This is a genomic window from Methylophilus medardicus, assembly GCF_006363955.1.
Taxonomy (GTDB): domain Bacteria; phylum Pseudomonadota; class Gammaproteobacteria; order Burkholderiales; family Methylophilaceae; genus Methylophilus; species Methylophilus medardensis.
Map to the genome: position 1 here is coordinate 2,562,794 of NZ_CP040948.1, position 13,030 is coordinate 2,575,823.

9 protein-coding genes are annotated in these 13,030 nt (G+C 49.1%); 3 read left to right on the top strand and 6 right to left on the bottom strand.

What is annotated here, in order from left to right:
- Positions 1-126: 126 nt before the first annotated feature.
- Complete coding sequence (locus tag FIT99_RS12165) at positions 127-2,397, bottom strand: primosomal protein N' (protein ID WP_140004523.1); 2,271 nt, start codon at positions 2,395-2,397, stop codon at positions 127-129.
- Between the two features lie 59 nt (positions 2,398-2,456).
- Here FIT99_RS12165 and argS point away from each other — a divergent pair, with 59 nt between their 5' ends.
- The 3 genes from argS to FIT99_RS12180 all read left to right on the top strand — a co-directional run bounded on the left by argS (position 2,457) and on the right by FIT99_RS12180 (position 5,460).
- A complete protein-coding gene (argS, locus tag FIT99_RS12170; protein ID WP_140004524.1) occupies positions 2,457-4,115 on the top strand; it encodes an arginine--tRNA ligase in 1,659 nt (552 codons plus the stop codon).
- 40 nt (positions 4,116-4,155) lie between these two features.
- A complete protein-coding gene (locus FIT99_RS12175; protein WP_140004525.1) occupies positions 4,156-4,749 on the top strand; it encodes an SPOR domain-containing protein in 594 nt (197 codons plus the stop codon).
- Positions 4,750-4,815: 66 nt separating this feature from the next.
- The gene (locus tag FIT99_RS12180) at positions 4,816-5,460 is read left to right on the top strand and encodes a thiol:disulfide interchange protein DsbA/DsbL (RefSeq protein ID WP_140004526.1); all 645 of its coding nucleotides are present in this window, start codon (positions 4,816-4,818) and stop codon (positions 5,458-5,460) included.
- 89 nt (positions 5,461-5,549) lie between these two features.
- On the opposite strand, the gene FIT99_RS12185 is transcribed toward FIT99_RS12180, so the two are convergent.
- The 5 genes from FIT99_RS12185 to FIT99_RS12205 all read right to left on the bottom strand — a co-directional run bounded on the left by FIT99_RS12185 (position 5,550) and on the right by FIT99_RS12205 (position 12,488).
- Positions 5,550-5,894, bottom strand: a complete 345-nt coding sequence (locus FIT99_RS12185) for a flagellar protein FlaG (protein WP_140004527.1) — start codon at positions 5,892-5,894, stop codon at positions 5,550-5,552.
- Positions 5,895-6,399: 505 nt separating this feature from the next.
- Positions 6,400-6,858 carry a hypothetical protein gene (locus FIT99_RS12190; protein ID WP_140004528.1) on the bottom strand — a complete coding sequence of 153 codons (459 nt, stop codon included), beginning with the start codon at positions 6,856-6,858 and terminating at the stop codon, positions 6,400-6,402.
- A 91-nt stretch (positions 6,859-6,949) separates the two neighbouring features.
- Positions 6,950-7,360, bottom strand: a complete 411-nt coding sequence (locus FIT99_RS12195; RefSeq protein WP_189524757.1) for an outer membrane protein assembly factor BamE — start codon at positions 7,358-7,360, stop codon at positions 6,950-6,952.
- Between the two features lie 23 nt (positions 7,361-7,383).
- Positions 7,384-11,865, bottom strand: a complete 4,482-nt coding sequence (locus FIT99_RS12200) for a YadA-like family protein (protein WP_140004530.1) — start codon at positions 11,863-11,865, stop codon at positions 7,384-7,386.
- Positions 11,866-11,906: 41 nt separating this feature from the next.
- Positions 11,907-12,488, bottom strand: a complete 582-nt coding sequence (locus FIT99_RS12205) for a DUF4019 domain-containing protein (protein ID WP_140004531.1) — start codon at positions 12,486-12,488, stop codon at positions 11,907-11,909.
- Positions 12,489-13,030 lie beyond the last annotated feature (542 nt).

Consider the following 13,030-nt stretch of genomic DNA (forward strand, 5'->3'; position numbering starts at 1 on the left):
CAAAACTGAATAAAAATCTATGTATATCAATATTATATCAACACTAAAATTTACCCAAAAAAACAAGCAAAGCCTAACGTTGTTTTACAAGCCGTTGGGCATTTCGTCGCATATTTGAGACTTTTCTTAGTATTCGAGCGCGTCGACGTCTATCACCCAGCGAATTTTTGCTTGCAGCGGATGTGTTCTGACCCAAGTCACGGCGACCTGTAAAAACTGCTGCAAGGCGCCCCGATGTGCAGACTGCAACATGACATAGCCGCGCTCCATGCGATTGAGTTTGGCAATCCCGGGCCGCACTGGTTCATAAATCAGCGGCAGGTCTGGCAGACTGGTAGCGTGTGCTTGCACGTAATCACGGGCCGCCTGACTAAAATCACTTAAGAACGCGTGCACCAAGTGATAATCCGCTGCTTCTGCTTTCATCACGGCAATGTGCGTTGCGGGTGGAAACTGCATGGCCATGCGCTCTTCCAACAACTCATCAGCAAACGCTGCGTAATTTTGCTCACGCAACGCGGCAAACAAGGCATGCTGAGGAAAAGCCGTTTGAATCAACACTTCGCCCGGTTTGTCTCCGCGACCGGCCCGGCCGGCCACCTGCATGAGCTGGGCGAACAGTCGTTCGCTCGCGCGATAATCAGGGCTGTGCAACGCGCTGTCGGTATCCAACACCCCGACCAAGGTCAAATTGGCAAAGTCATGCCCTTTTGCCAGCATTTGGGTGCCAATCAAAATGTCAATTTCGCCGGCATGTACCGCGGACAACAGCGTCGTTAAAGCATCTTTGGCCTGAATCGTGTCGCGGTCCACCCGCGCCACCCGCGCCTGCGGAAACATGTGTTGCAGGGTTTCTTCGACACGCTGCGTGGCCTGACCCACCGGGCGCAAGTCAGGGTTACCGCAACTGGGGCATTGCACGGGCACCGGCTGCTCATCGCCGCAATGGTGACAACGCAATACGCGCTGCCGCAGGTGTAACACCGCTTTGGCTGAGCAGCGGCGGCAATCGGCTAACCATTGGCATGCCGAGCAATGCAAGACTGGCGCATATCCCCGTCGGTTAATGAACAATAGACTTTGCTCGCCGCGTTGCAGCCGCAGTTCTATCGCCTGCTTTAGTTGCGGCGTCAGTCCGGCCTCGGGTGGGCTGTGGGTGGTATCAATGCAAAAAATCTTGGGCAACTTGGCTTGCGCTGCTGCGCGTTTCTTCATGGTCAACAAGCGGTAGGTGGGCTTTCTGGCAGGAGCCATGGCTTGCCCTTGATCCCCTATCGCGTTATACCAGCTTTCGAGCGAGGGCGTTGCACTGCCCAGCACGACTGGAATCCCGCATTGCTTCGCTCTCACCAACGCAACATCGCGTGCATGATAGCGCATGCCGTCTTGCTGCTTATAAGAGGTGTCATGCTCCTCATCTAAGATCATCAGTTTGAGATGCGGCATCGGCGTAAATACGCTTAAACGTGTTCCAATCACAATACGGGCAGCGCCAGATTGCGCAGCTTGCCAGTTTTGCAAGCGCTCACTTTCGCTCAAATGACTGTGCAGCGACACCAATGGAAACTCGCTCAGCCGACTGCGAAAGCGACTTTCAAGTTGCGGCGTAAGGTTAATTTCGGGCACCATGATCAGTGCTTGCGCTTGGGGCTCTGCGAGCACGGTTTGTAACAATCGAATGTATACCTCGGTTTTGCCAGAGCCGGTCACCCCAAATAATAGCCAAGGCTGAAAGCGATCCCGCTCGGCTAGCACGGCATTGACTGCATGGGCTTGCTCGTCATTGAGCGTAGGCGCCTGATCGGAAGCAGGCAACGAGGGGCGCGTCGCAATCACCTCACGACGAGAGACAAAACCGTCATCCATCAACAACTGCATGGCTTTTCGCCAGCCTGCCGAGATCTCGGCCAACATGGCCTCACTACATTCCCCTTGCTGCAAGCGCGCAATCACCTTAGCCAATACTTGTTGTCGCTTGCCGACAAAGTCTACCGGAACCGCTTGTGTTAACTGATATAACCACATTTTGCGCGTCACAGCTGGTTTAATCTGCCGCAAACGTAACGGCAGACTTGCCAACACCGTTTGGCCAAACGGATAGTGATAGTAGTCAGCGCAAAAGCGTAACAATTTAAGCGTAGCCGCATCAAACGGCACGTCCTCAAATACCTGCAATATCGCTTTCAGCTTGTGTTCTGGCACATCAGTTTCTGTTGCTAATGCCATCACGATGCCCACCAGCTGCCTACCGGCAAAAGGCACCACGACACGATTACCCTCGCGCACGGTCAGGCCGGGGTTCAGATAATCAAACCAGCGATCCAACGGCACATCCAGCACCACTCGCACAATGCTGGCTGAAGAACTGACCTGAGGAAGGGCGCTTGTTGAACACATGGGTGAAAATGCTTAATTAGGTTAAAATGGCGGTTTAATTATTCGTCCCCATTTTAACCTTGAAACAAACGATCACAGAACTCATTCTACAAGCGGTAAAACCACTGGTAGAAGACACCTCCAGCCTGAATGTCATTCTTGAGCGGCCAAAGGTTGCCGATCATGGTGACTTTGCGACGAATATCGCCATGCAACTGGCAAAGCCATTGAAACAAAATCCGCGCGCAATCGCGCAGCAGATTATTGAGGGGTTGCCTGCTAATAATGTGATCTGCAAAGTTGAAATCGCTGGCGCAGGTTTTATTAACTTTTTTGTTTCAGCGGATAGCAAGCAGGCGGTTGTTCAGCAGATTTTGCAACAAGGCTCAAGCTTTGGTCAAAACCAGAGCGGCCAAGCGCAAAATGTACAGGTTGAATTCGTGTCTGCCAACCCGACTGGACCGCTGCATGTCGGCCATGGCCGCGGCGCCGCCGTGGGGGATTGTTTGTGCCGCTTGCTGGATGCAAATGGCTGGACAGTCACCCGTGAGTTTTACTACAACGATGCCGGGGCCCAAATCGACAATCTAACAAAATCCGTCTTGGCTCGCGTACAAGGGATTGCGCCTGAAGATGCCGGCTTCCCAGAAGATGGTTATCGCGGTGATTACATTCTAGATATTGCCCAGGCCTTCTTAGCCAAGGCCACCGTCACGGCCGACGACATGCAAGTCACGGCAAGCGGCGAGGTGACAGACACCGAATCTATTCGCAAATTTGCCGTGGCCTATTTGCGCCACGAGCAAGACCTTGACTTGCAAGCGTTTCAGATCAAATTTGATGTGTTCTCACTTGAAAGTGCGCTGTATAGCGAAGGCAAGGTCGATCATACGGTGTCGGCATTAATCGCCAGCGGCCACACCTACGAACAAGAAGGTGCTTTATGGTTGCGCACCACCGATTTCGGTGACGACAAAGATCGCGTCATGCGTAAAAAAGAGGGTGGCTATACCTATTTTGTGCCTGATGTGGCTTATCACCGCGAAAAATGGGGACGTGGTTTCACGCGTGTCATTAACGAACAAGGGGCCGACCATCACAGCACCATCACCCGTGTGCGTGCAGGCTTGCAAGCACTCGACGTCGGCATTCCACAAGGTTGGCCAGAATATGTCTTGCACCAGATGGTGACGGTGATGCGTGGCGGTGAAGAGGTCAAACTTTCTAAGCGTGCAGGCAGTTATGTCACCTTGCGTGACCTGATTGAAGAAGTCGGCTGTGATGCTACGCGTTATTTCTTGGCAGCGCGCAGCCCTGACTCACAATTAGTGTTTGATATCGACCTTGCCCGCGCGCAAACCAACGACAACCCGGTGTATTACATTCAATATGCGCATGCCCGTATTTGTAGTGTGCTCAATCAGTGGGGCGGCGACGTTACCAGTTTGGCGGGCGCAGAAATGTCGCCTTTGCAAAGTGCGACCGAGGCAGCCCTGATGCAAGCTCTCGGCCAATACCCTGAAGTGGTCAGCAATGCTTGCGAGGCGTTAGCCCCGCACATGATTGCCAACTATCTCAAGGAACTAGCCAGTGCCTTGCATAGTTATTACAATGACACCAAATTTTTGGTGGATGAGCCGCAGCTTAAATTAGCACGGTTGGCATTGATTACCGCCACCCGTACCGTCCTGCGCAATGGCTTAACTTTACTGGGGGTCAGCGCCCCGGAAAAAATGTAAGCGTTTAATCAATGCTTCAATTAAATGGTAACCACTCCCTATGAGTCGCGACTACAAACCCTCACAAACCAAAGCAAAAACCAAAAATAGTGGCAGTACTTTTTTTAATGGCCTGCTAGTCGGCCTGTTTTTGGGCGTCGCATTGACGGTGGCCTTAATTATTTACATTAAAGGTGACCATAGCCCATTCTCAAGTACTTTTAAAAAAGATGAAGGCGCTCAAGAGCTGCCGATTAAAAACACGGTCACCGAAGAAGAAGTTAAACCGGGCAGCCCGTCGATCGAAGATCCAAACAAGTTTGATTTTTACACCATTCTGCCTGATACCGAGAGCAAGATCAGCGAACAGCAGGTGAAAAAGAATCCAACCATTAAACAAGAGAGTTATTTTGTACAAGTGGGCGCATTTGCCAAAGAAGATGATGCCAACAACCTCAAAACCCGCTTGGCATTGGTTGGCTTTGAAGCCTTTGTGCAAACAGCGGAAATCCCGAATAAAGGCACCATGCACCGCGTTCGCATTGGTCCGCTCAACGATTTGGCCAAAATTAGCAAGATTACTCATGACTTGGAAACCAATGGCTTTCAGGCCAATCTGATCAAAGTGAATATTGAATCCTCAGCCTCGCATTGACGCTGTCATCGTTACGGCCGCTGTCACGTTAAATCATTACTTTCCACCAATTAGGAAACTGCGTTTATGAAAAAAATGTTGTTAAGTTTGATGTTTTGGGCAGGACTGACTGCCACCAGTGCTTGGGCAGACCCACAGATGGGCGAGCAATTCGACCAAGTCGCCCAACAAATCACCACTGATCAGCCAGCCAAGATCGAAGTGCTCGAACTGTTTTGGTACGGTTGTCCACACTGCTACCATATGGAGCAGCCACTGGACGCTTGGGTAAAAAAATTGCCGGCAGACGTCTACTTTAAGCGTATGCCTGCCTTGCCAAATGCAAACTGGGCCCCAATGGCAAAAACCTTTTTTGCGATGCAAGAGCTAGGTGTTCTCGACAAACTGCACAGCCAGCTGTTTGACGCGATTCATAAAACGAAAAGCCTCAATCCTGCCGATGAAGCCGCAGCGATGGATTGGGTCATCAAGCAAGGCGGTCTAGATAAAATCAAAGTTGAGAAGGCATTCAAATCATTTGCAGTCAACATGCAAATGAATAAAGCGATGCAGACCTTTCGTGCCTCGGGCGCAACAGGCGTCCCTGCACTGATTATCGATGGCAAATATATCACGGGTAGCTCTATGGCCGGGGGCAACGAGACAGCCTTGCAAACGGCGGATTTTATTATCAACAATGTGCGCAAAGACCGCGCCGCCAAAAAGAAATAACTAAAATAAAAAGCCCTGTAAATACAGGGCTTTTTAATCATCTGCCATTCGACTCGCGACGTTTGATTCAGACGCTATGCGCAATTGACTTACTTTTCGCGAAAAGCCAACTTGCGAAGACGTTCTAATGAACGACCAATGGCAATCACTTCTTCCAGCGGAATATAACGCATCACGGTTTGTGTTTCGACGTTTATTGCCATCACCACCACGCAACCATCAGACTCAGCGATAGCAAAATGAGTATTTTGCAAAACAGGTGAAACATAATCATTGAGCGCTTCTACCGCCACCCCAAGTTGCATCAAATCTATCTTGGGTGAATCTGGCAAATCGATCAGCGCATCACCACTGATCTCCTCATCCTCATCTGATATCCATTTCGCATCGGATTCAGGCGCTACTTGAGGACGCTTTGGATCAGGCAATGACATGCAAACTCCTCAATCATTAATAAAAGCGAGCGTGGCATTCAACATCTAGACACCTTAATTGCTGAAAAGTCGTCCAAAGCAACTCCACCCATAGATTCCAACAAACCCAAGTGCCTCTGTCCTTTGATAAAACTCATTGGCCTAACTCACCGCAATATGCATCAGAGGCTTGGCAAAGGTAGTTAACGCTCATTGAAACGGCCACAATGCCAAATATTCAGAAAAACCACTTTTTTAAAAAGTCCTTGATGCGGCTTGGATGAACCACCTGCACGTGGTGACCGCATCAAGGAAAGCTAAAAAAGTGGCGAACAGTGTTCAAACACACACGCCATCAAACACAATGCAATCAAAACCGAAAGCGTTACGATCATGCAAAACATCCATGCAATTAGTACTGTATTAAAGTGAGGCAAACGACTAATTCTTTTTGTCAGGGTAAAACACCAATTTCTCATTCAAATTCTCTTCAGATTGTGGATCGTATGTTGCACAGAAAAAATACTTACTGCGTACTCACAACCCCATCAAATTCAATACTCTTTACCTCGATCACTTCTAGTCCAGTGGAGGTGTCCAACAGATGTGGAATACCAGTCAACACAACCTCTTGCCCAATATATTTGGACAGCATTAATGCGCCAGCGTCTAACTGATAGTCTTTTACTAAGGCTTCACCGCCATTAATCTGCTTGCCATGCAATTGATAAGTCATCGGATGATGATCATCAGCCCCAGCAGCCTGTACGACCCCACTGTAAAAAATGGGCGCTAGCCCCATATCACAATTGGTTGGTGGCGTTGAGGCACCCGCTGAGTTGTCTGCGTTGGTATTGCAGGGCTGTAATTGCTGTTGTTGACTGTCTGCGACAGTGGTTTGCGGCTTGTTCTCAGCGCTGTCATTCTGGCAACCAACCAATAACGTTCCAAACAAACAGATAAGAATAGGGGTATATCTATTCATTTTTTTCCTTCATTTTTATCATTGTGAATCACCGCCAGTTGACATGAGCTTCAAGGTCGTTCGCTGTTCAATCAAGCGGTACTCTAAAGGTTCACTTTGCGGGTTGCTCAACAATGTTCTTACAATCCTCGCGCTTCCAAGATAATTGGCTGACACGCCTCTCATCATCAAACCGGAGTTGAAATTGGCAAGTCAGCCAATTGTTTTTAGTTTTTTCCAGTTTAAATATGTAGTTCCATTCAGTGACATTAAAAAAGCCTTCTTCAAAATGTGGTTTGTCAATTAATGCGTATACCTGCTGCTTAGCTAAACCCAAATTCACTTTTCTGAGATTTTCCATATTGACGTATGCGCCCTCTGGGATCCAAGAGTACTTAGGCGTGGGGAAAACCACCGGCTTGACTGAGGAAGACTGACTATGCCCCGTCACACAAGCAGTGACTGAAGCCACCATGAATACAATGGCTGTTTTAGCGAGCAAGGATGAAAAATTGAATTTCATGCACCGTTTTCCTAATTTGATGATTACCATTGGATTCCCACCCCGACGCCGACGCCGAATTTGTTGCGGGTATTCCCTGTTGCCCCAAAATTCAATGTGACACGCCCGTTTTCCGACATTCTGGAAACCCCCATTGAGTAAGCGGATTCACCTTGGTAAGTGGCTGCGCCCATCGATGTAATCGTCTTATTAGGCTCCCAAGCTTGCGGCATTGAAGCCATGGCCATGGCAGAAGCTGAGCCAGCATTTGCATCACGCGCCACATTCGTGATGCGTCCATCCAAATAATTTAAAGTCTCATAAACACTGCCAATGCCAGCTTGTAGTGTTTCAATCGCCTGATTGGTCGCATAGAGTTGGCTACCATTAATGGCATCTGTACTGGAGTTGCTAATGCGGCCAGCAGCCACATTTTGAATTTGACGCTCACTGCCAGCACGCCCAACACTGACGGTTGATAGTTCCGCACCAGAGCCAGCAAATGCGAAAGTACTGCTGCCAATAGAGACACTTTGCGTTCGAGCATAATTGCCAGTGACACTAAAGGCCCCTAAGGCCACACTATTTGCCTTTGTTGCTTGAGCGCCAACGCCTAAGGCTACGGTACGTGTTGCAGAAAGGACTGAGTCACTTCCAACACTAACTGACTGATTTGCCGATGCTGATACAGTATTATTGTTACCTATAATCGTAGTATCATCAGCACCAGCCTCTAGCTGACTAGGGTCTCCAATGACGATCGAGCGGTTACTCGCAACTGTATTACCAACCCCAATCGCGATCGATTTTTCACCGGTAACCGTATTATTAGTCCCGATCGCAACGGATTGTTTAGCTGCTGTATTTTGATAACCAACCGCAACTGCCTCTTGACCATTTGCGGTTGACCTGAAGCCTATAGCCGTGGCGTTTTCAGCCGTTGCTTGCGCATTCGAGCCAAGTGCTGTGGTGCCCTTTTGGCTCGCTTTTACACATAAGCCCACGCCGGTGGAGTCAACACCATTCACTGTTTGGCAATCAGATGCTTTGACTGAGCTAGTAGTGGTGTTATTAAAACCATATGTTTGCGTCATGAGTCGGCCTGGATTTGCAGAATCCACACCGCCTGCAGATGGGGGCAATAAACCAACCTGCCCACCACCGCCAGCGTCGAGCAATGGACTCAGCACGGTCTGAAGAACATGTAACTGACTACCATTGATCGCATCCGTACTGGTGGCATTCACTCTACCGGCTGCAACATTGGTAATTGTTCTTTCGTTATCAGCACTACCTACGCTCACCGTACCTACCGGGGTCGTTCCAGCATATTGATAGTCTTTTCCTCCCAAGGATGTTTTGCTGGTAGCCACGACATCCACGGTTTTGCTGGCTGCACCAATGGCGACACTGTTGAATGTATCTGCTGTGGCGCCTTTACCGATTGCTATCGCATTGTCTTTAGAGGCAATCGCGTCTTTACCCGATGCAATGGCGTCAGCGCCGGTAGCACCATCATTATTAAGGTTGCCACCACCTGTAGAATTCACGCTGTAATATTTGGTTTTAGCAGCCGCAATTGCAGAAGTCATCTGATTCAGGTTAACCGCATCTGATCCAGCAGTGCCGGCAGCCACATTTGTGATTGCATTGCCGCCCATATTGAGGGTATTGCCTGCCCCCATTGCAATGCCTGTACTACTCAAGGTTGGGCCGCCATTGATACCAACAGAAGTTAAGCCTTTCAGTTCAGGGTTTACCGCCAGCTGCACCTCTTTGCCGATTTGTGTGACGATGACATTGTTACCCGCCGTAAATTTTGCAGTATCTCCAGGGGCGATGTTTGCCACTGAACTGCCTATGGCAACGCCACTTCCCACCGCGTTGGTAGTCATATCCCAACCGCGTCCAGCGGTTTGTTTAACTGCATACAACTGTGAGCCATTGACTGCATCTTTGCTGTCTTCTGTCACCGCACCGGCTTCCACATTTCTAACTACCTTGTTGCCTGCATCCACACCGGATTCAGTTACGCTAGGTCCGCCTTCGATGACTAATCCAGTTGCGCCGAGCTTCACATTGCTGCCCACCGCCACACCTGTACTATCCATTGTGGTATTACCCGTTTTGACAGAGTTCAAGTTAAGCTCCTGAGCAATATCCACTTTTACATTCGTACCTACATTCGATACGATGACATTACTAGATCCCGCGGCAATATCCACTGTTGCGCCAGGTGCAACATTAGAGCTATCCCCTCCATTTGTAGACAAATTCCAACCTTTTGATGCAGTCGTATTTACAGCATTAATTGCTTCAGCAACGGATCCATAGGTGCCCGCATTTGTTGTAAAACCTGTTTTCAATGTACCGTCTGCGTTATAGCTAACATTCCCTCCCAAAGTCGTTGTTAACTGGCCAATATTCACAGCATCCGTCGTTGCCGTACCGACACCCACATTGACGATCTTCTGACCACTCGCATCAAAGCCATTGGCTTTCACCTGACCAGCAAATACTGGCGCATCCGCCAATTGAATATCGATTCCATCCGTCCCGTTGGCAACCGTCTTAATGTTGCCTCCAGAGTATGAGCCCGCTGCGGTTGCTGCACCTTTAATATTGAAGGTCTGACCTAATTTACGATCAACATTAGTGCCGCTATTACCAGCAAATGTCAGCGGTGTGTCGGCAATCGCTTTGGTGGTGCCTGCAATGGCATCCGCCACGTTATTGTAGTCTTTCCCGCCTACCGTAAAGCCGCCCGTGACCTTACCCGTCGCAGGGTCGAATGTCGTGCCGCCACCAAGTTTGTCGGTCACAGAGCCAAGGGCTGTGTTTAATTGACCGCCGTTGACCCCATCCGTCGAGCCCATTGCCAAACTACCAGCGCCTACATTAATAAGCTTGCCACCGCTAAAGTCCGCTCCCTTGAAGGTCGGCGTCTCTTTGAACGAAATCTCAATCCCGTCGGCTGTGGTGGTTGTCTTCAGGTTGGTCGTGGCCGTACCCGTCGCATTCCCTGAGATGATCTTCAAGGTTTCGCCCAGTTTACGGTCAACCTTAGTCCCACTGTCGGCGGTAAAGCCCAGTGGTGTGTCGGCAATCGCTTTGGTGGTGCCTGCAATGGCATCCGCCACGTTATTGTAGTCTTTCCCGCCTACCGTAAAGCCGCCCGTGACCTTACCCGTCGCAGGGTCGAATGTCGTGCCGCCACCAAGTTTGTCGGTCACAGAGCCAAGGGCTGTGTTTAATTGACCGCCGTTGACCCCATCCGTCGAGCCCATTGCCAAACTACCAGCGCCTACATTAATAAGCTTGCCACCGCTAAAGTCCGCTCCCTTGAAGGTCGGCGTCTCTTTGAACGAAATCTCAATCCCGTCGGCTGTGGTGGTTGTCTTCAGGTTGGTCGTGGCCGTACCCGTCGCATTCCCTGAGATGATCTTCAAGGTTTCGCCCAGTTTACGGTCAACCTTAGTCCCACTGTCGGCGGTAAAGCCCAGTGGTGTGTCGGCAATCGCATTGGTAATTGCGAATAACTGGCTACCGTTAATTGCGTTTGTGCTGGTAGCTGATACTTCGCCATCAGCCACACCTTGTATTTGTCTATTGCCCACAGCGACCACGCCGTTAGTGGGCGCCTGATTTACTGTGAATGTCCGGCCTTGCACCACGCCATTCGCAGTCGTCCAGTTTGTTGTTGCAGTCGTCGCTGTTGCGGATGAATCACTCCCCAACGCAACTGAATTCGCCAAGGTCACGCTACTATTGGCACCTAATGCCAGCGCATTGATGGAATTGGCATTTGCAGCCGCACCAAGTGCAACTGCATTTTCAGCTCTAGACGCCGCATTGCCACCTATGGCTACACCGTTACTTGTTCCGCTTGTGGTGATCGTACCCGCACCAATTGCAACACCATTGTTTGAAGCAGAGTTTGAGCCATTTGAAATAGCAACCGCGTTTTCCCCGGATGCATTGGCCAAGGAACCCAAGGCTGTTGCACGTGTACCAGTCGCATTTGAGTTGTACCCCAGCGTTGTAGCACCTGTTTGTGTGGCAGACGAACCGTTCCCCCCAATCGCAATTGAGTCTTGCCCACTTGCCAACGTGCCACCACCCAGGGCCGTGGAATCAATACCTATTGCCCTCGCGCCATCGCCAATGGCCAGCATATCGCCATCACTTGCTTCGGCCTGCGCGTTCGTGCCGATAGCAATTGCGTTCCCGTTTGCCGTCACCGCTCTTACGTTTGCACCAATACCGATGGCACCGGTACCACCAGCTTGCACAACGCATGTGCCAGTATTAGCACCTATACCAATCTCATTAAGAGTGCCCCCCGTTGGAGTACAACCACCCAAGGCTGTATCAGCATAAGAACCATTTGAAATCCCAATTGCAGTGATTGCGGCCAAAGCGGCTACTACCGATGAGCATCGTTTACCACGTGAAGATACTAATTCACTGACGACCACCCAGATGCCGCTGTGGCTGTTAAAGATAATTTTGTAGGACTTATTCATTCCGACCTCTCACAGGGATTGGCAATTTTTAAGCTAATAACTTATTTTTTCTTGGATTTTGATTTTGACTCGGCACTGTCAGACATCGACTGGGCTGGCGCTGCCGCGCTCGGCGGTGCAAATCCACCTACAGGATTTGTAATCGATGGCGGAACCAACAACATGTAGCCAGCAAAATACCAAGTGCCGTTTTCATTGACGTAGGTTACGGATTCACGTGCGGGCTCTTTTGAGCCTGTAAAGCCACTTGCAAACAGAACATTGATGTAGTTGCCTGGGGCGACATTTCCTGGCTTGGTGATTTCGACGGACTCGACAGACAACCATTTTCTGCCCGCAATATCACCCAGCGGTTTGCGCGAATCAGCAATACTTTTTGCGAATACATCGCGGGTTTGATATTTTTTTGTTTGCTGACTAGCGCTATCCCAGACTTGCTTTGCCGCGCCACCGTCGAATGCCTTGACAATGTTGACCGCATTGGTGACTAAGCTATCCAGTGAAACAGTAGCGGTGGTTTGTGCTGGTACTTCCGCGGCATAAACAGTATTAGCCCATAGCATATAAATAAAACTGCCGATCAACAGCGTGATGGATAAAACCAAACTATAAAAAAAACGCATGCAAGCCTTTCGCACATTGAGTTTTTGAATCCAGCACCAAAAGTTGCCGCCGTCGGCATTGAAGGTGCTAAAATTACGAATTAATTTATTTAATTTTTGGGCGAATAAAAGCCTTACAACCACAATGCACAACCAACTCCCTTAGGGAAGGTGTGTTTTTGAGGTGTCCGCTGATATTTGAACGTGTAATTTTTAAAACTTAATACTCAGGTGTTCAGTTTTTTCTACCCAAAAATTAGTTTTGTTTAACGCAACTGATTTAGATCGAATTTTTGTCTGCTTTATAGGGTCAGATTCAGAAAATCGGTCAATCAACTGAATTAAACGGTGTTTATGTGTTTTTTCATCTGATTAAACACCTTAATTAAGACATATATTTGATGAACAGTCAACAATCATCTTAATTTAACACTATAAATTTGATAGAAATCTAAAAAATCGACTTAATTAAGACAAATTTAATTTATACTCAATAACTCATGTCCCATACTAACGCTGTAAAACTTTACAGACTCTTCCCCTCCGCGGATTTGTCTGACGGT

What these genes read in the sequence shown, in the direction of transcription:
- FIT99_RS12165 (WP_140004523.1), bottom strand. Translation starts at nt 2,397, where the DNA reads ATGTGTTCAACAAGCGCCCTTCCTCAGGTCAGTTCTTCAGCCAGCATT.
- FIT99_RS12175 (WP_140004525.1), top strand. Translation starts at nt 4,156, where the DNA reads ATGAGTCGCGACTACAAACCCTCACAAACCAAAGCAAAAACCAAAAAT.
- FIT99_RS12180 (WP_140004526.1), top strand. Translation starts at nt 4,816, where the DNA reads ATGAAAAAAATGTTGTTAAGTTTGATGTTTTGGGCAGGACTGACTGCC.
- FIT99_RS12185 (WP_140004527.1), bottom strand. Translation starts at nt 5,894, where the DNA reads ATGTCATTGCCTGATCCAAAGCGTCCTCAAGTAGCGCCTGAATCCGAT.
- FIT99_RS12190 (WP_140004528.1), bottom strand. Translation starts at nt 6,858, where the DNA reads ATGAATAGATATACCCCTATTCTTATCTGTTTGTTTGGAACGTTATTG.
- FIT99_RS12195 (WP_189524757.1), bottom strand. Translation starts at nt 7,360, where the DNA reads ATGAAATTCAATTTTTCATCCTTGCTCGCTAAAACAGCCATTGTATTC.
- FIT99_RS12200 (WP_140004530.1), bottom strand. Translation starts at nt 11,865, where the DNA reads ATGAATAAGTCCTACAAAATTATCTTTAACAGCCACAGCGGCATCTGG.
- FIT99_RS12205 (WP_140004531.1), bottom strand. Translation starts at nt 12,488, where the DNA reads ATGCGTTTTTTTTATAGTTTGGTTTTATCCATCACGCTGTTGATCGGC.